General features: G+C 57.4%; 16 protein-coding genes and 1 pseudogene. 1 reads left to right on the top strand and 16 read right to left on the bottom strand.

Features of this window, described 5'->3' with window-relative positions; translation table 11 throughout:
• Positions 1 to 74: 74 nt before the first annotated feature.
• From atpE to queD, 5 genes are all read right to left on the bottom strand, one after another.
• Positions 75 to 374: a F0F1 ATP synthase subunit C gene (atpE, locus tag AC3CBN_RS05475; protein ID WP_140653657.1), complete on the bottom strand. Its 300-nt coding sequence runs from the start codon at positions 372 to 374 to the stop codon at positions 75 to 77.
• 67 nt (positions 375 to 441) lie between these two features.
• A complete protein-coding gene (gene atpB, locus AC3CBN_RS05470; RefSeq protein ID WP_488635810.1) occupies positions 442 to 1,260 on the bottom strand; it encodes a F0F1 ATP synthase subunit A in 819 nt (272 codons plus the stop codon).
• 3 nt (positions 1,261 to 1,263) lie between these two features.
• Positions 1,264 to 1,629: a hypothetical protein gene (locus AC3CBN_RS05465; RefSeq protein WP_488635809.1), complete on the bottom strand. Its 366-nt coding sequence runs from the start codon at positions 1,627 to 1,629 to the stop codon at positions 1,264 to 1,266.
• A gap of 240 nt (positions 1,630 to 1,869) precedes the next feature.
• A complete protein-coding gene (locus AC3CBN_RS05460; RefSeq protein ID WP_488635808.1) occupies positions 1,870 to 2,262 on the bottom strand; it encodes a phasin family protein in 393 nt (130 codons plus the stop codon).
• A 152-nt stretch (positions 2,263 to 2,414) separates the two neighbouring features.
• Positions 2,415 to 2,777, bottom strand: coding sequence for a 6-carboxytetrahydropterin synthase QueD (queD, locus tag AC3CBN_RS05455; RefSeq protein ID WP_488635807.1), 363 nt, complete (start codon positions 2,775 to 2,777; stop codon positions 2,415 to 2,417).
• 261 nt (positions 2,778 to 3,038) lie between these two features.
• Here queD and AC3CBN_RS05450 point away from each other — a divergent pair, with 261 nt between their 5' ends.
• Positions 3,039 to 3,998: a transporter family protein gene (locus AC3CBN_RS05450; protein WP_488635806.1), complete on the top strand. Its 960-nt coding sequence runs from the start codon at positions 3,039 to 3,041 to the stop codon at positions 3,996 to 3,998.
• Between the two features lie 121 nt (positions 3,999 to 4,119).
• On the opposite strand, the gene AC3CBN_RS05445 is transcribed toward AC3CBN_RS05450, so the two are convergent.
• The 11 genes and pseudogenes from AC3CBN_RS05445 to AC3CBN_RS05395 form a co-directional block, all read right to left on the bottom strand.
• Entirely contained in the window at positions 4,120 to 4,374 is a 255-nt protein-coding gene (locus AC3CBN_RS05445; RefSeq protein WP_488635805.1) for a hypothetical protein, read from the bottom strand.
• A 56-nt stretch (positions 4,375 to 4,430) separates the two neighbouring features.
• Positions 4,431 to 5,252 (bottom strand): polyphosphate kinase 2, encoded by an 822-nt coding sequence (ppk2, locus tag AC3CBN_RS05440; protein WP_488635804.1) that lies wholly within the window; start codon positions 5,250 to 5,252, stop codon positions 4,431 to 4,433.
• Positions 5,253 to 5,742: 490 nt separating this feature from the next.
• Positions 5,743 to 6,043 (bottom strand): annotated as a pseudogene (locus AC3CBN_RS05435) (6-pyruvoyl trahydropterin synthase family protein); the annotation flags it as partial.
• A gap of 72 nt (positions 6,044 to 6,115) precedes the next feature.
• Positions 6,116 to 7,924 (bottom strand): DUF262 domain-containing protein, encoded by a 1,809-nt coding sequence (locus AC3CBN_RS05430; protein ID WP_488635803.1) that lies wholly within the window; start codon positions 7,922 to 7,924, stop codon positions 6,116 to 6,118.
• Positions 7,925 to 8,000: 76 nt separating this feature from the next.
• A complete protein-coding gene (locus tag AC3CBN_RS05425) occupies positions 8,001 to 9,071 on the bottom strand; it encodes an HNH endonuclease (RefSeq protein WP_488635802.1) in 1,071 nt (356 codons plus the stop codon).
• The gene (locus AC3CBN_RS05420) at positions 9,071 to 10,879 is read right to left on the bottom strand and encodes a restriction system-associated AAA family ATPase (protein WP_488635801.1); all 1,809 of its coding nucleotides are present in this window, start codon (positions 10,877 to 10,879) and stop codon (positions 9,071 to 9,073) included. The genes AC3CBN_RS05425 and AC3CBN_RS05420 overlap by 1 nt, the downstream gene beginning before the upstream one ends.
• Positions 10,876 to 12,501 carry a restriction endonuclease subunit S gene (locus tag AC3CBN_RS05415; protein WP_488635800.1) on the bottom strand — a complete coding sequence of 542 codons (1,626 nt, stop codon included), beginning with the start codon at positions 12,499 to 12,501 and terminating at the stop codon, positions 10,876 to 10,878. Before AC3CBN_RS05415 ends, AC3CBN_RS05420 begins: the two co-directional genes overlap by 4 nt.
• Positions 12,498 to 14,207 carry a type I restriction-modification system subunit M gene (locus tag AC3CBN_RS05410; RefSeq protein WP_488635799.1) on the bottom strand — a complete coding sequence of 570 codons (1,710 nt, stop codon included), beginning with the start codon at positions 14,205 to 14,207 and terminating at the stop codon, positions 12,498 to 12,500. Before AC3CBN_RS05410 ends, AC3CBN_RS05415 begins: the two co-directional genes overlap by 4 nt.
• A 15-nt stretch (positions 14,208 to 14,222) precedes the next feature.
• The gene (locus AC3CBN_RS05405) at positions 14,223 to 17,021 is read right to left on the bottom strand and encodes a type I restriction endonuclease subunit R (protein WP_488635798.1); all 2,799 of its coding nucleotides are present in this window, start codon (positions 17,019 to 17,021) and stop codon (positions 14,223 to 14,225) included.
• A gap of 179 nt (positions 17,022 to 17,200) precedes the next feature.
• Positions 17,201 to 18,499 (bottom strand): type II toxin-antitoxin system HipA family toxin, encoded by a 1,299-nt coding sequence (locus AC3CBN_RS05400; protein WP_488635797.1) that lies wholly within the window; start codon positions 18,497 to 18,499, stop codon positions 17,201 to 17,203.
• Between the two features lie 29 nt (positions 18,500 to 18,528).
• Complete coding sequence (locus AC3CBN_RS05395; RefSeq protein ID WP_488635796.1) at positions 18,529 to 18,783, bottom strand: helix-turn-helix domain-containing protein; 255 nt, start codon at positions 18,781 to 18,783, stop codon at positions 18,529 to 18,531.
• Between the last annotated feature and the right edge of the window lie 23 nt (positions 18,784 to 18,806).

Genomic DNA, 18,806 nt, shown 5'->3' with positions numbered 1-18,806 from the left:
GTATTACGAGCAAGCACGCCGAAGCGTCATTGCGGAAATGCGGCGCCGCCGAAGCGGCGCCTTGAACCGACGTATTAGTGACCAGCTGCAGCGGTGGCAGCGTTCATCACGTTCGACAGCAGCGGGTTCGCCACGGCGAAGTACATCGCCAGCGCCACACCGATCAGGAACGCCGCGTCGATCAGGCCGGCGAGCAGGAACATGCGGCCCTGCAGCAGCGGCACCAGTTCCGGCTGACGGGCAGCGGCCTCGAGGAACTTCGAACCCATGACGCCGATACCGATACAGGCACCGAGTGCACCGAGACCGATGATCAGACCCAGCGCGATGGCGGTAAAGGACTGCACTTGAGCAATATGAGCGATGAGTTCCACGACGGTCTCCTGAGAAATTTAAACTGAAAAGTCAAAACGGTTGAAATGGAATATTCGAAAGCACGAATCAGTGGTGATCGTGCGCCATCGAGATGTACACGATCGTCAGCACCATGAAAATGAAGGCCTGGATGCCGATGATCAGGATATGGAACACGCCCCACACCGTGTAGCCGATGATGCCTGCGCCATACAGCGCCCAACCAGCCACGCCGGCGCCAGCACTGAACAGGCCAGCGATCAGCATGAACACCAGCTCGCCCGCGTACATGTTGCCGAACAGTCGCATCGCCAGGCTCACCGGCTTGGACAGCAGCTCGACGACGTTGAGCAGGAAGTTGGGGATCCACAGCGCCGGATGCGAGCCGAACGGCGCGGTGAACAGCTCATGCATGTAGCCGTTGAAACCCTTCGCCTTGAAGCTGTAGAAGATGATCAGCGCGAACACCGTCAGCGACATCGCGAACGTCATGTTGATGTCGGCGGTCGGCACGGCGCGGAAATGACCGACGCCGAATTTCTCGGTGATCCACGGCAGCAGATCCACCGGCAGCAGATCCATCGCGTTCATCAGAAATACCCAGACGAAGACGGTCAGCGCCAGTGGGCCGAGAAAACGGCGGTCGCCATGGAACACGTCCTTGACCTGGCCATCGACGAATTCGAGCACCAGCTCGACAAACGCCTGGCCCTTGCCCGGCACGCCCGCCGTGGCCGTACGCGCCTTCAGCCAGAACAGCAGGCAGAAGACCACGCCAAGCACCAGCGACACGGTGACCGAGTCGATATGCACTGCCCAAAAACCTTCCTTGCCGGTATTCAGCGGAATAAGGTGGGTCAGATGATGCTGGATGTATTCGGTTAGGCCGCCCGACTCGCTTGCCATGTCTCAACCCTTGAATCTGAACGCCAACAGATAAACCGCGTAGGCAGCCACCAACCCCGTGATGGCGGCCAGTGGCGGCAACTTGTATTGGAACAGGATCATGATCAGTCCCCCGACGATCACGATCCATTTAAGGAGCATGCCCGTCAGCAGTCGGCTCAACGCCATGCCAGCCCCATTCAACCCGCTGAAGAAGCGTGCCGACAGCAGCGCGGTACCCAGCGCCACAATCGCCGCACCCGCAGCGGCCGATATCGCTTCACGACGACCCAACGTCAGGAAAACGAGGCCGGCCAGTACCGCCACAGCGAACTGCAGCCACATGATGCGCAAGGCGAGACGTCGACCGGAAGCAAGACTGTTGAGCACGTAACGTCCCCGCGCGGTTTACACCAGGCGGCACCGATACAGCTACGGGCCACGTTCCAATCCGTAAGAGTATATCAGCGCGCCGATTGCAGCGACAAGCCGCAGGGGCTGCGACATCTTGTGAAACCGCTATTTTGTTCACATTTGGACGTCGGGAGTGCGCCCAAAAGAAAAGGGGCCGGACATCAGTCCGGCCCCTTGACGCAACTGGGGGAAGAAGGGCTGCGTCGGCAAATCGTATTACTTGCCCGCAGCAGCCTTCTTGGCGGCAGCGACCGGTGCAGCGACAGCGTCGTTGGCAGCCTGCTGCTGTTCCTGCACAAGCGCGTTAAGCGACTCGGCGGTCTTCTGGGTCACGGCGATGATTTCCTGCGTCACGGCCACAGCGCGCTCGGCGTTCTCGCGGCTGGCGGCAGTGCCCTTTTCCCACAGCGTGCGCAGACCATCGATATCGCGGGTCTCGAACGCACCGCTGACGAACTCAGCTGTGGCTTCGGCCTGCTTTTCGAGCGCCTTGATCTGCAGCTCGGCGACCTTTTCCAGACCCTTCAACGCCACGGCCTGAGCCTTGAAGGCGCTGTCGGCGAACTGCTTGGCGTAGGCAAAAATCTGGGTATTCAGTTGCTGCGTCATGACTTGGTCCCTCGGAGGGAGTTTGGGTGTGGCGAGAAGTCTACCAAGTCATTTTGTGCAGTGCAATATATTTTTTCTCACTGAAGCCACATGCCACAAAAATTTCAAGAAATCCACCACATTACGACCAAGCCAAGAAATTTTGCGACGCATCAAAAACTGTCACGGCTACAACTTGCACCCGAGGTACAGGTTTCGTGGACCACCACCTTGTCCAGTCCAGGTAGCGACGGCTCCAGATGCCGGAAGATCCAGCGCGCCAGCACTTCGCTGGTGGGGTTCTCAAGCCCCTGGATGTCATTGAGGTAATGGTGGTCGAGCTGGTCGTAGATGGGCGCGAAGGCAGCCTTGACGTCCGCGAAGTCCATGACCCAGCCGAGCGTAGGATCGGGCTCGCCCGCGACATGGATTTCGACGCGGAAGGAATGCCCGTGCAGGCGCGCGCACTTATGCCCCGGAGGCACGTTGGGCAGCCGGTGGGCGGCTTCGAGATGGAAGACTTTGAAGATATGCATGGCGCCATTCTACCGCTTGCGACAAGGGGCTTCCGATGCACGCTGCCTTACGTTGTCTCCTCACGTCTCATAGGCGATGGTCATCGACACACGCGTTGCACGCCGGGTTGACGTACGGGGTGGCTTAATCACCAGTCGGGGGCGTGGATCGTCGGAACGCGGGAAGCAGGGGCAACCAAAGCCCTTCTGCGCGTCACCCACGACTACACCTTGCGATCCTTTGAAGATGATGCGTGACCGGGTGCTCTTTGCCGAGAGGGAATGGCGATGTGCACGTTGCTGTCTGCCGCCACCGTCGCTGCACTGACGGCGGTTATCGCTCCAGGATTGGCCACGGCTGCCGATGGCGGCTCAAACCCTGTATTGCGTGACGGATCCGCACAGACCGACGCCGGACTCCAGCCCGACTATCGCGCTGGGCCGCTGGGTATGGGCCTGGCCCACGCGCCGAGCTGGCTGGCGCTCGCCACCCCAGCGGGTTCGGTCAAGTTGACGACGGAGATGACCGAATCCTGGGCGTTTCCCGCCGAAGGCGACTGGCGCGCCTGGGGCCGGGCTGTCGGGCGATGGAGCTTCGCTTCGGTAACGACGCCTTATGCCTGGTCACCCTATGCATTCAACTTGCGGGCGGGAAGCTCGCCGATCAGCCCCACCTCCAGCGCCGATGGTGACTCCGAGGTCGCCCTTACGCAGTTCGTGGCCAGCTACCGCATCACGCCGACCGACCGCATCACGGTGTCATACGGCGTGACCGCATCCACCAGCAACCTCCAGAGCGCCCGGCGCAACAAGGCCGCCTACAACTTCTGGACCTTCACGCCCAAAGTCGCCTATATCAAGACCTTGCCCAGCGGCGACTCGGATGCCTCCACCGTCGTCGCGATTGGTTTGTTTTCGCGCAAGACCAATGCGATCTACCAGAACAGCGCCGTCGGTCGCATCGAAACCATGGTGATGCGACAAAACACGAGCGGCTGGGGCTTCGGCGGCGTGGTAGCTGCGATCGAGCACTACACGCTGGATCCGACCGCACCCAGCTACGGCATGCCTCATAACCCGAACTTCGATGGTGCGGGGCTCGGCGTGGGGCCGCAGATCAACTGGAACACCAAGTGGCGGGGCGGGAACATCGAATTCCGCTATCGCTGGATCTACGAATTCAACGGCCCCGGCGGACGCCCGATCCAGCCCATGTTGTTCTCAGCCACGGTGCATCTGTAAGGCCTGCCGGGCGACGCCCCAAACGAGGGCCGCGATATCCGCGGTGCAACTGGGCTGGCCATGGTGGCGTGTCAACGGCAGGCCCTCCCTGGCGATCGAGTCGATGTTCGGCGCGCAGCACTCACTCCAGGTGCTCGCCCAGGATCATCGCGTTGAGTTCGCGGCCTTTCCAGAACAGGTGGTGGACACGCAGTCGCAATTTTTCCAGCGCCGAAGCAGGCATTCCATCGTAGGCCAGCAACACGGCAGGCCGCGAACCGTCGCCCGGCACTTCCTCGATCCGGTCATAGGCCGGAAAGCCGTACTTTTCGAGAAATGCAGCGACCTCCTCGTCGGAGGTGCCCGGTTCGATATTGCCAATCAATAAGCGGGTCATGATCGCACTCCCGTCGCAACGATCTCCTGCCGCGCCGACGTCACCGCCTGCGTCCGTCAGTATTTTTCGTCGATGTAGCGGTATGGATAATCCGGCTCGCGGTAATCACCGCGTTTTTCGCGCTTGGGCAGGACTACCTTTTTACGATGGACTTCCCTGTACGGAATGCGGCTGAGCAGGTCGTTGATGATGTTGAGGCGGGCGCGTCGTTTGTCGTTGGAGTTGACCACCAGCCACGGTGCGAACTCCGTGTCCGTGTGGCGGAACATGTCGTCGCGTGCGCGCGAGTAGTCGTACCAGTGGCTGTAGGACTTCAGGTCCATCGGCGACAGCTTCCAGACCTTACGCTCATCGTCGATGCGCGCCTGCAAACGCCGCGTCTGCTCCTCCTCATCAACTTCCAGCCAATACTTGAGCAGGATGATGTGTGAAGCGACCATCCCACGCTCCACCAGCGGAGTCACCTGCAGGAATCTCTCGACCTGTTCTTCGGTGCAAAAGCCCATCACGCGCTCGACGCCCGCGCGGTTGTACCAGCTGCGATCGAAAATCACGATCTCGCCCGCCGCCGGAAAATGGCGCATGTAGCGCTGGACATACATCTGGCTCTTCTCGCGCTCGGTGGGTGCAGGCAGCGCCACCACCCTGAATACGCGCGGACTGACCCGCTCGGTAATGGCCTTGATGGCGCCGCCCTTGCCTGCTCCGTCGCGCCCTTCGAAAACGACGCAGACCTTGACGCCTTGCTCCTGCACCCAGAGCTGCAGCTTCACCAGCTCGCCGTGCAGCTTCTGGAGCTCTTTCTCATAGTCCTTGTTCTTTAGCTTCGCGCTGTCGGCAGGGCCGTCCCCGCTGGCTACCTTCTTGTCCTTTGCCATCGCATCGCCCCTCATGTTCCAGTGCCACCCCTGTGTTCCCGGGCGCACACCTTGGACCTGGCATGCAGACGAAAGGGCCTCGGCGAGGGTCAACGGCCTCGCCGTCGTTCGCACGAAGAACCGGCGACAGCCGCACCAGCCTTTCCGTATCCAGTCACCTTATCGCCGGGGTCATGAAGACATCGTCACGCAGGCGGCTGTGGCAGCCGAATGGCCGACAGCCCAGCTCTCCAGGTCAACACTCTCTTCAGCCAAGTGGCGGACCGGGACGCGAAGGCATAAAAAACCCGCTCTTAGGCAGGTTTTCAAGGATTCAAGGGTCTTGGCAAGACGCCTTGAAACCAGCAATGGTGGTATGGGTGCGCTCGAATAGATGCGTCCAAGCCAAGTAATACCTGGGTCTAAAACAGGAAGTCTAGAAAACTACCCCCATAAGTACCCCCAGCCGAAGAGAGCTCGCCCGAGACACTGAAAAGCTGCGGACCCAGCATCCCCAGCAACGACGACCCAACGGCCAGGTCTCATGCACGACGATTTCCGTGCAGCAGCGGCAGCAACGGCTTGAACTTCACCCAAATCCAGACGGCCAGCCCCTCGCTAGTGGGATTTTCCAAACCCTCGACACCGTTGAGGCTGTGGTAATCGTAGATCGGCTGAAACGCCGCTTTCACATCACCGAAGTCCATGGCCCAGCCCTATAAGTCCCCAAGCTCGCCAACGAGCTGCAGCTCTACCCGGAACGAGTGTCCATGCAGGCGCGCGCACCCGAGGCACGCCGGCTGGTTCGGCATGCGGTGCGGGGTTTCGGGGATGAAGACTTTGAATGGATCAAGCGCCAAATCGTACCGGCGGCATGGCCCCTGCTACGCATCAAGCAACCACACCTTGCGCGCCAACTCGCCGAGCTTCATTTGCCGATCCTCGATGGTGTCGCTGTTCCAGCTTGAATAACTAGAGAGCAGTTCTAAGGCGCGCTTGAGGGTAGTGTCCTTGCCGTAACCATCCATGCTGTCGATGACGCGAGTCAACAGCACCTTGGACTGAGCGAAGGCCTTCAGCTTTTCGTCGAAGTCTTTGTTTCCCGCAGCGGGGTTGAGGGGCTTTTCCAGTAGCGTCAGGTTTCCAAGCCGTTCAACCCACTGATCGTACTCATCCGGCTTGTCGAACGAGGCGCGCAATGAAGGGGCCGGGTTCTGCGGCAGGATGTGTTCAATCTCCAGCTTGCCGTCGAGATAGGTGGCCAAGTCGACCGAGGCCAGCGCACCTTGGTAAGCGACGTGTTCCAGATACTGCGCCAGCTTGGCCAGAACGTATTTCAAGCGGTATTTCTGTATGCGGCTAGCGGTCAATGCGCCCATCGCAAAGTCGAAATCGCTGGATTTGGCCTGCAGCAGCGGCTTCACCCGAAGCGCAATCACTTTCTCGACGTCCTCGCGTCCGCGTGCGTGGCGCAGATCATCCGCCCAATCGCCAAAGACCCCCTCGAACGCCTTGGTGGGCTCCCGCGTTACCGTGTAAACGAAGAACAGGCATTCCAGTTGCTGCGCCAGCGCGCCGAGCGCATCCGTGGGCAGATGACGCCCGGCCAACATCAGGATGAAATGCTGACGCGCCTTCCCACTCAGGCTCTGAATGTTATCCAAGTAGCGAATAGGGGTGCCATCGGGTGCCTTGCCTTCGGCAAAGCGTCGATATTGCGCCGCGGCGGTTACCAGCTTCTCCAGGAATGCCAAAGGGCGACCCTCAATGTTCAGATCGGAGTCGCCGGCGTGCGCGGTGAACCACTCATAGATCTCATCTTCACGCAGCGGCTTGCCTGATTTCATGCGGAATGCGGGCGAAGTGGCCATCACGAAATAGCGCAGGAAGCGGAGATGCTTTTCGTTGCAGGCATCGAGATCGCCGGTCAGTCGCTTCCAGGCGTCCTTGAGCTTCGGGTAGTCGGATGCGGCAGCACGCATGAACAACAAGTTTTTCAACAAATCCATGGCGGTCAGACCGACGCCGCGGTCGTTGACTGTCTCGAAAACCTTGAGTGCGTGGGAAAGATTGGGCGTCACGATTCGGATCAGCTTGACCCGACGGATGAGTGTGGCGAAGAACTTGCGTACTTCAGGCGCATCCTTGCCGAACTCGTCGACCACGAAGGCGATCAGCACTCGGTACGCATCGATTATGCAGCGCATCGAGGTCGTATCGGCCCGGGCCGCGTTGGTTGGCGCGTTACCATCCGCAATACGTTCAAGAATGTCGCGACTATCTTCGTACTGCAGCACCAACCGGTAATCGCGCGCATCCGTGCCATCTTCGGCTACGCGCGTGTCCGCAATCATCTTGTCCAGTGAGCCGCTCGCATCAACCGCTAGCGTACGCAGATAGTCGCGTATGGCGCACAGGAATAAGAAGAGCGTGGTCATTCGCTGCTGCCCGTCAATCAAATCGAACGTGCCGTGAGCGTTCCGACACACTACGATGCTGCCGATGAAGTATTCCGAATCGGGAATGAGCTCGCCTTTCTCGGTGTAGAACTCGTCGTAAATATCGTCAGCAAACGTTTGCACGTCGTCTTCGTCCCAAACGTACTCACGCTGGTAGTCGGGAACGGCGTAGAAGTCCTTGTAGACCTGCTCGATGGTCAAGTCGCTGGATTCGATCTTGGGTGCGGACGTCATGCAAATTCCTTCGGCTGATAGGCAATGGCTCGAGAAAGGCATAGGCCCAGATCGTCAGCCAAAATAGAACTGGATCTCAAAGAATGCCGGCCTTATGGCAGCCCTGCAGGTAAGCGTTCTTGAGGAAGTTGCACTCGGCAAAGGGCTTGTCTGCAGCACGCACAGCCAGGTCTGCCAGGTACGCCTCCGGAGTGCCGCCCCTACTCGGCCATTCATCCAACGCCTGCGTTATCCAGTACTTGCCATCGTTCTCGCCGAGAAGCTTTGCCCTGTATCGTTCTTTAATTCCATATACGTCACACCAAGTGGCGAGCTCTTCAGCCATCCCAGCCGGCCCAAAGTCAAAATTGATGTCCTCTGGGATGAGTCCGTCAACATTGGTGTTCGCGAGGCTAACTGAAACCTCTACGCTCTGAGCGTCGATTCGATAGGGATAGAAGATCTTTCTTCGCTGCGCCGCTCCCGCAGGATCTTTCACGGGATGGGCAGGGTCCCGGCTCGTCTTGTAACTGCTGTTGCATTGGTGGCAGGCGGGTACCAAATTTTTGAAGTTGATCGAATTGAAGGGATACAGGGCCTTGGGAAGATAGTGATCGTAGGCTTCGCGCTTGGTGTGGTATAGGCCTAGCATGTCACTGATGCCACAAAACGGGCACTTGCCCTTGTTATTGATCTTGACGAACGATTTGTAGTGATCGTCGATGTCGCCGATTTTCTCTCTCAGCGCGGCCAAATCAAGTTGTGAGTACAGCCCCTTGAAGAACGACGCGAGCTGACCGCACAGAACCTCATCTGCAACAGGAAGGTCCGCGTACCGTGCTATGTGAGCAGCCGGGTCGTTCGCGCAGACCTTCTCGATATCGTTGTCACCCTCATACCACTTTGCGAACTGGCTAATTTGCCCCTGAGTCAACGTCGCAAACAAGCCATAGATGCGTTCGACATGGCCATAAAAAAAATCGGCACCCTTGGTATCCGAGTAGAACAATGTCTCCATCAACTCATGCAATTCAGGGTTGCCTGCAAACAGGCTCAGGTCAAAGGGCGCGCCATCCGACGACTTACACCACACTTTAAAAAAAATGAAGTCGATGAATTCCTGCATCTTCTCCATCTTGTGTGGCACGTAGATGTACGGAAAAAGCATCAGCTTTGTCCCTCTACGGCGTCGCCCTCGACCTTCCCCAGAATCGCTTTGATCAACAGAATTTTCTCGACCGAATCGCCGAGTTCCCGGTTGAGTTCGTCGATCAGTGCGGACGGGTCTTCATCGCCGGCATTGAAGCGGGCGCGCACCTGGTCCAGAACTTCCTTCGCATAGGCGCCGATCGTTTCGCGCTTGCCAAACGTGTTCATGGTGATCTTGTTGATCGACGCGCCCAAGGTGTTGTATACGGGTGAGCTGACGCTTACGGTGCTACCGGCCTCATCCTTCTTGAAGATCAGTACCTTGTCTGGCTTGCTGTCCGAGATAAGAAACGGTGCATGGGTGGTGACCAACATTTCCTGACCCACGTTCTCGTCTGGCGTGTGTCGGAGGCAGCGTCTTAGGCGATTAATGAAATTCGCGCGCCAGTCGGGATTGAAATGTGTCTCAGGTTCATCGAGCAAGAACAGCGCATTGGTGTGGCGAAACAGCAGACACAACCCAAGGCTGTGTAACAGCTGGTGCTCACCATCGGAAAGCTCCTTGAGCAGCATCGGCCGCTCGACGCCGTGCTTAGAGAAGTAGAAATTCTTAAAGCGCATGATGCGCTGATCCGAGGCCAGCGTAGGCACCGTCTCAGTCACGTAGTGGCTCTTGGACTTGTACAGATCGTCCTTGAGCGCGTCGCTCACCGCGTACAAGTTCAACGTCAGCAACACCTGAAACGCTTGGAACAGCGCCAAGGGTGACTGATAGAACGCGTAATCGAAGTTCTCGCGGAATGCCTCGCGGGTTTCTTCATTCACCCAGTAGTCGAGAATCAGCGTGTCGGTAGCCTGATCCAGATAGCTCAATGTCGCGCAACGCTGAAGGGCGCTCACGATTAAGGAAGATCGTTCGTTCCCCTCCAGCAGCTGCATCAGATTCACGCGATAGCGAGGGCTGCCAGTCTCATCAGTCTCCATGCGAAGTGCCGGGTTGCTTCGGACGATGTCGTCCAGCGATTGGATCTCGCTCTCGTCTTCACTGGCAAAAGAACCTACTTGTTCCGGCTGGAGTGGAATACTGCGCTGAAGGACGATGCGAAACTGCTTCAGTGTTTCTATGCCTACATCTTGACGAAACGGCTCATGCTCAAATAGCAGGTTGCAAAGCAGGATCGCCTGGCTGAAGCCGCTGTCGAGATATGCCAGACGCGAGTCAGGACGACCGGGGTAAGGCATCTGCTCCTTTAAGCAGCGCCAGTACTCGTCGAACTGCACAAAGCGCATCTTGAAGAACGGCAAACTGAGAATCTCGTTTTCGCCCGAGGAGTACCCCAGCACATATGTAGGCAACAAGAAATCGCGTTCGCGTTCGCCGCAAAGGCCATCGCTGGCGAGATCAATGCCAAGTGGCGCGAAGTTGACGGGGTTGAGCCAAAACATTCGGGGCGTTCTTCCGGGCTCCTTGATCACCCGCACATGGGCGTAACGCTCCCCATACGGCAACGCATCCACCGGAAGCCTCATCAGGTATTCCAGCTCATAGGCTATCGGTGCGCTATCTTGACCCTCGATCAACAGTGCCTCAGGCAGAAAACTGCGACTCACGCGCTGCACTTCTAGTTGAAAAAAGATCGCCGCCAGAGCTTCGAGCAGGTTCGACTTGCCGCTGCCATTCGGGCCGGCGCAAACAAAGGGAGCGAAACCCTCGGTCTCGATCGGCTCATCTTGCAGCGTCCATTCCGTGCGGAAGAAATGCTCAAAACCAGAGGGAAGACTGCGGAAGCCTTTCGGATCGGTAATCTTGAGGCTCAACAGCTTCAATGCTCGGCTCCCTGCCGGATCTCGATGAGGTTACCGAAAACGGGATTCCCGTTTTTCTCGTATCCAGTGATGTCACGAGACTGCCTGAGACGACCATTGCCCAACGCTTCGAATACCCAGCTCTTGATGTGTTCGTAGGCTTGTTGGTCAAGCTCGAGGTCGTTGTCAGGGTGTAATTCCGACAGCCGCGTTTGCGCGGCGGCAATGAAACTATCGACGGAGAAGGCCGCATCAGCCAACTGGGCACGATAGGCCTCAAGCCACTGGTGTAGAAGCGGCTTGAGGTTCTCCCGGTCCTCCAACGCAAACAATAGCAAGTCAGTGTCTGGAAGGTTGATCGCGCGCGCTGCGGTCTCTACTGGCAATGGTTCGGCGGTCACGATGTTTTCTCTCTCGATGGGCTTGGCGGGTACCGGCACGCGCGATAAGTCGAGCTCGCCTTTGAAGGCTCTTTGGCTCAGCGCGCCGTAGAGGGCCTCCAGGTCAGCTATGTTCTCGTAATAACGAACTTTGACAACTTCCACCTTACTGGCAATTGCACCAAATCGATCTTGAAGTTCAACGGGCGGATATGGGAATTCCAGCGAATCCAGCACCCCCGTATTCATGTGTGTGAATGCACCGTCAGGCCCGGTTTTCAAACGCCCCACTCGCCCTTTGCAATACAGCATGAGCGAAACAAAGTGGGACGGGCGCAAATCGGAGCCAAGGCGAAGGCGGATGAGGTTGGTACTGATGATGGCCGGCTTGCCGTTCATCCGAGCCACACACATCTTTCCAACTGTGCCCGCGCGCGAAATGATTACGTCGCCATCCTTCACGGAATACGCCGTCAGGTGCTCGTACTTCTCAGCCGTGATCCACATGCGAAAGGGCAACACCATCTGTCCATCGATAGAGATGTTGTCCATGTTCCAGACAGCCACGCCCGAATCGACTAACTCCTCTTTCTTCAGCGCGCTACCGAAGGGACCGCATTTTGTGCCCTCTTTCGGATTGATATAGAACTCCGAAAGCGACCTCACCTGAAACCCATGCGGGTTCAAGATGGGGTCGCCAAACATTTCCATGAACACGCTTTTGAGGAAGCCGTCGAGTTCCTGCAGATGTTGCTTGCGCTGGGCGATCAGCCCCTCCACTTTACCGAGGAGATGGGCAATGCGGATTTGGGAGTCGAGAGAAGGCAATTCTATTTCGAGATTTCGAACTATCGTCGCGGAAAGGTTTTTCAGCGCTACACCACGTCCTTGATTGATCAATGAACGTCTATTGCTATCAAACCAGAATTTGAGATAGCTCAAACTTAACTCGCTGTCTTCTTTTGGCCTGATTCCAAGAATTGCCTGGTTGGCTGATAGGTCTAGGCCTGCAAAAGCCACCTTGCCAATAGATCCATACATGGAAAACAACAGCGTACCCTTTGGAAATATCTTTCCTCGGATATCCTTTAAACCATCTTTGGATATATGCTCTTCTGTCGAATAAATGACGCTGTTCTTAGCGCCCTCTATGTCTGAAATCTTTGCCCAGGGAATATCACCACTGAAGAACTCGGCGTTGCTTCTTGATGGTGTGCCGCCACTCGAAATATCACAAACCTCAGAGAGTTGAACCTTCCTCATCCAACCATCTCCTTCAACTCCAGCAATTCGCGCACGATGCCGCCCCGCACCTTGGCCAGTGCCACCCCTTCCACATCCCCAACCTCGGCCTGGATCAACCGCTCCAGAATCGCACTCGGTGCGTCGTAGTGCACTTCCTCAAACACGTCCGTTTTATAGCGGGAGAGTGATAGGTCGTAATTGTTCTTTTCGTCAGCGATCTCGGTGTGCGGCACCATGAAACATTTCGCCGCTCGATCAGTGTCGATAGCAGCGCTACGTACGTGGTACTTGGCAATGATGTCCTGCAGATCGCCGTAGCCTTCTTCCTTGTCACGCTTGTCGTTCAGTGCGTACCCGTCGACCTTCATTTCATAAAACCAGACGTGTTCGGTGGCGGGCCGAGCCACCTGGTCTTTCGGCCCCCAGACTTTGGTGAAAAGCAAAATTGCGGTGCTGACGCCAGCATAGGGTTTGAACACGCCACTGGGCAGGGTGATGACGGCCTTGAGGTCGCAGCGTTCGACCAGAAGCTGGCGCAGGTTCCTGAACGCGCCACCAGCACCAAACAGAACACCTTGCGGCACGATCACGCAAGCGGTGCCGCCCTTCTTCAACAATCGGTAGATGTTCTCAACAAAGAGCAGTTCGGTCTTGGTCGTTCCCAATTGCAGGTTTTCGTTGATGTCACCCTTGTCGATACTGCCGGTAAACGGCGGGTTGGCCATGACGATGTCGTATTCGGCCTCTTCAAGGTAGCTCTTGCTGAGAGTGTCTTTGTAGTCGATGTGCGGCTCATCAATGCCGTGCATCATCAGGTTCATCAGTCCAAGGCGCACCATGGTGGCGTCGATGTCGTAGCCCCAGAGGGACCCCGCGAGAATGGCCTGCGTTTTCTCGGTAAGGGCCGCGGCTACCGACGTTCGCACAAACCCGTCCTCATCCGGCGTGAGGTTCGCGGTGCCAGCCTTGATAGCGAGCTGAGTAACGATGTACTGGTAGGCACCGAGCAGGAAGCCACCGGAACCACAGGCCGGGTCGGCGATCCTGTGGCCCAGTTGCGGCTGCACAAGATCGGCCATCAGCTTGATGATATGGCGCGGGGTACGGAATTGACCGTTCTTACCGGCAGTGGCGATTTCAGACAGCAGCATTTCATAGACATCCCCCTGGATATCCTGAAACGCCTGACCGTGTTCCCGCGAATCCCTCTCCATGATCTCGAAGATTTCGTCGATGGTCTTCACCGCCTCTACCAACAAAGCGGGCTTCGGAATGATAAAGACGGCGTTCTTCATGTGATGAGTAAAGTTGGACTCAGCACCGTTCAAATCTTTGAGAAAGGGGAACACCTTGCTCTGTACATGCTGCAGCATTTCCTCGGCCTGCATGCGCTTGAACTCGCTCCAGCGCAAGGTGCGCTTGTCGACTCCATACTTGTGCTCATCCTGAGCCTTGATGCCGATGAGCTCGAGCTCGGTTTCGCTACCAGTGAGCTTGGTTAGATACTCTGGTGGAACCCAGACCCCCTCAAACTTCGAAGTGTACTTTTCGCCAGTGAACTCTGCATCGAACTGACGCTTGAGATCGAGTTCATCGAGTCGCTTCATGAAGAGCAGGTAGGTGATTTGTTCGATGGCGGTGAGGGGATTGCTGATGCCGCCACTCCAGAATTTATCCCAGAGCTGGTTGATCTTGCCTTTGAGTTCGGAGTCGTTTTGCAGCATGGGATTACCTGTGCGTTATGCGGCCAACAGTTCGGTGAGCTGCAGGATCTCGTTGATTTCGGCTGGGCCGAATACGCCGCGAATGCCCTGCGGATGGATGACGGTGAAAGGGGTGTTGATCAAGTCCTTTTTCTCGACTCGCTCGCGTTCGATGATGAAGCTCTTCAACAGGTTGAGGAACTCCATTTGTCGGCTCGACAGGGTCGTGCGGGCGCGGATGAACTGATCGAATGCAGCACTCACCTCGTCCGGGAAGCTCTTGAGCACTTCAATGCCGAGGATGTGGCGAATGAACTGGATGAAGTTGGCTTTCCGGTTTTTGTAGACCTGGCGCAGCAGGCTTTCGGTGATGTGGGGGTGCTCTTCGTGCAACAGCTCTGCCAGTTGCGCAGCCTCGTCGGCGCTGACGGGCTCACCGTTTTTGATTTTCTGAAGCACGAGGTTGTGCTCGGTCAGCTCGGCAATCAGCGTCTCGACCATCTCTCGGTAACGGCTGATGCCGACGGACTCGTGCTGCGGACCAAACTCTACCCACTCCTTCTTGTGCAGTTCGTCGGCAAGGTCAAGATGGGTTTGCTCCTGACCCGAGCCCTGCTCGCGAAACTTCATCAGCGGGCCAAGCTCAGCAACGAGTTGGTCACAGCTGTCTTCGTCGGCCTTGGCCCAAAAATAGGTGGATTGCGCGGCGCGGATCAACACTTCGTGATGCTTGACGAAGTTCACTGAGAGCGGCAGCGCACCGATTTGTTCCACGACACCTTCCTTGAGCGTATCGGCCTGCTCCTTGTCTTCGTTCAACACGGCTAGCGTGTATTCGAGTACGTCACGCTCAAAGCGCATCGCCTTGAAATCGGCTTCCGACACGGTGCGGAAGAGAGCTTTGATCTCGGCGCGCAGGAACTCGAGCTTCTCGTGGGTCAGCGTGATCCAGAAGTTCTCTTCGTCCAGTAGCGCCAGCGAAGCAGCCGCGTCCTTGATAACGACGGAGTTTTTCGGCAAACCAGCGATCTGCCGACGCAGCTTGTTCACTTCGCGCGCCGCGATTTCTGCGAGGCCGCTGTCGTTGGCCCTTTCGATCTTGTCCAGCCGCAGACCCACCAAACGTACGGGCAAAGGCAGTTGCGGCTTGAGCTCTTTACCTTTGGGTTGCAGCTTGAAGTATTCGAAGTTGTCCCAGCAATCAATGATCAGGAACACGTCCTTCTCGAGACACCATGGCTTGGGCTTGCTGCTTTCCAGCAAGCGCGTGCCGCGTCCGATCATCTGCCAGAACTTGGTATAGGAATACACCGGCTTGGCGAAGACCAGGTTGACCAGCTCGCGCACGTCGATGCCCGTATCGAGCATGTCCACGCTGATCGCCACACGCGGCATGTCGTTGTTGGTGAACTGGTCTAGCAGACCGCCTTTGCCGTAGACGCGCGGGTCATCAGACACCAACACCTTGGCCAGCTCGCCTTTGTATTGCGGGTAGAGCTTGTCAAAGATTTCCTCGATACGCCGGGCATGCGCCTTGGTGGCGCAGAAAAAGATGGTCTTGCCAGGCAGCACACCATTGGAGTCCTTGATGGATTCCTCCATGAACTCCTTGACGATGAGGGTGTTGGTGCCCTTGTTGATGACCTGCTTTTCGAGCTGACTGCCTTCGAAGTTAATTTCTTCAATCTCCTTGCCCTGCAGAATCAGCTTTTTCTGGTCCTCAAGAGAGATGGTGCGTTTGCTGATGCCTTCCATCTGAAACTTGGTCTGGATCTTCATGACCTGGAAGTTGCAGAGGTATGGCGGCACGTGGTTCACAGCCTCTTCGAAGGTGTAGGCAAACGTCGGCAGACCGTTTTCGCAGTGGAACAGCTGGAAGGTGTTGTGGTCGATGATGTCGGTCGGCGTCGCCGTCAAACCGAGGGTGAGGGTTCTGAAATAGCCGAGGACTTCGCCGTAGGTGTTGTAGATCGATCGGTGGCTTTCATCGACGACGATGAAGTCGAAGAAGTGCGGCGACAGATTCTGCGCTTCATCCCGGATGATGTTGAGCATGGTGGGATAGGTGGCGACGTAGATCCGGCGATCCTTGGCCAACACCTTCTCGCCGGTTGTGGGCCAGCGCGGCTCGTTGGGCAGGTGCTCCTTGAACGCCCCGAGAGCCTGTTCGCGCAAGGCGATGCGATCCACCAGAAACAGCACTCTTTCCGCATGTCCTGCGCGCATCAGTGCGTCGACCAAGGCAATGCAGGTTCGGGTCTTGCCGGTGCCCGTGGCCATGACCAGCAGGAACGTACGCTGTTTCTGCTCGATGCCTTCCAGCACCGAGCGGATGGCCCGGATTTGGTAGTCCCGACCAGCAATGGATGTATTGATGAACTCCTGGGTGAGCGGTTTGCCATTGCGCCGGATGTAGGCAAAGCGCTCAAGGTCATCGCGCGTGGGGAAACCAACGACCTTGCGGGGAGGATAGTTCTCCAGGTCCCAGAAGTAGGTTTCGTGGCCGTTGGTGTAGAAGCAGAAAGGCAGCTCGCCACCCAGTTGCTTCTGGATGTTGTAGCAATACTGCTTGGCCTGTTCGCGACCGATCGCAGCGTCTTTGCTGGTCCGCTTCGCTTCAATCACCGCAAGCGGCTTGCCATTCTTGCCCAGCAGGACGTAATCGCTGAATTGATGGCCTTCATAGCGGGAACGTGGTTCAGCCACTCCGTCGGGCAGGTCAGTCAGGATGTCGAACTCTTCCACGACCTGGGTAGGGTCTTTGACGTTCCAGCCCGACCAAGCGAGCTTTTGGTCAATCAGTTCTGACCGCGTTAGTGCTTCCGACTTGGTCATCCGTTGCCATCCCCTGTGCGACTTTCTACGCCGATACCCTTGATCACGACGCCGGGAACTTGACGGGGCTGCGGCGTATCCCCTCGTAATCTTATAGTTTTGAGGTTCTTATCCGAAACGATCACATCGACCCCCGGCTCGAGCGGCGCCGTGGATTCACCCATCGTCCTTCGCTCCGGTCACTTCTTTTGCCCAAGTAGGTCAGATCGGCCTATCACGGTCTTCTTTGGTCTTGTGGGCTCTGGATCCGAGAACCCGCTGAAGGCATCGCCGAACGCCATATCGCCTAAAGCGTAGACGCGCTTGTCTCGGAGTCCGTTGATACCTTCGTGCCAAGCCGAGAGCATGCGCTTGCCGATGTCGACAAATCCGGGATGTTGTTGCATCGCTTCGCGAACCATTGGACCGACGTCAGCCATGGCCGCGGCGATCTGATCGACGATCTCGGCCTGCTCGCGCAAGGGCAGACCAAACGTCGTCGTGATGAAGGTATGCAGGCTCTTGCCTGGGTCCCACGTCTTCTTGCCCATAAAGGCGATGGCTGGCGGGTTCCGCTGGTAGTCCGGGTAAGCTGCGGTGGTGATCATGTCGTAGGCAGGCGCCAGATGGACGTCATCGTGGCGCGTGTAGAGCAGCGCGATGTTCTTGGCGTGGCAGTCAGCGTTGCGCAGGGCGTAGGTCAGTAGCAGCAGGGTCGCCATCTGCCGGAAGGTCGTTGGCCGGTTGGCCATGGGTACATGATCGCGCACAGCCTTGGCGATGCGCTCCCACGTGGTTTCGTACTTAGCCGCGGGACGCAAGCCCAGCAGCGCACAGAAATCCTCCATGCCCCAGTGGGGCGTACCATTTTCGTCAACGTCGAAACGATGGACGACCAACGCCTGGCCGTCGCGTGAGACCTCGGTTCTGGCGGCAGGCATCACCCGTTGCGCCACTTGCATGCATAGGTGTTCGTTCAAGGACACGAACGGCAGTAGCCGCGACGAGCCCTTGATGATGTGCTGATGGGTGAACAGCGTGGCCTTCTTGTGCGTGCCTTTGCTCACCTTGTCGACGTCACCGTCGAGAAACTTAGGGACGATGCCTGAAACGCCGCTGGTTGCGTGCTGACGCACCAGCTCGTTAAAGGCCTCTTCTGAGTTGTCGCCCTGAAGCAGTGCGGCCACATCGACCGGTTTTGGCGGCTCTTCCAGATGAGCACCCGATGGAGCCACCTGGACTCGCCCGATCATGTTGCGTCCAATCACCGATAACAGTGCCATCGGGCTGGCGCCAATGTGAGGGCCAAACTGTTCCTGCAGCACCTGCAGCAAGTAGCCCTCTGGAAGGTTCATCTGGAAAAACGGATGCAGCACGTCATCCCACAGGTACGCATCCGGCCTCACTCGCATAGTCAGCGAGACGAAGTCCTCCGGCGCTACGTCGGCGCGGTAGGTCATCGAGCTTTTGAAGTCGCCGATGGCCTCCAACGTGGCCACCTCACGCCCAAGCACGTAGACGGAAAGACTCATGCGCCACCACGCTCACGGCGAAGCTCATCGAGGGAGCCAGATGCACCTATGCCGGCAAATTGCAGCTCCAGTCCCAAGACCGACAGAACAGCCAGCAGCTTGCGTGAGCCAAACTCCGCGGACTTTCCTCGCTCGAAGCGGGAAAGCACTTCCTGGCTGACGCCCGCACGGGCGGCCACCTCGCCCTGCTTCAGGCCGAGTGATCGCCGCCGAGCCGCCACGGCTTCGCCCACTTCCAGCAATGTCTGCATATTTGACGTATTTGTCTAAAAAT

It is taken from the genome of Dyella sp. OK584 (assembly GCF_057787755.1).
The sequence above is the reverse complement of the archived record's forward strand: the minus strand, read 5'-3'. Positions and strand labels throughout refer to the sequence as shown.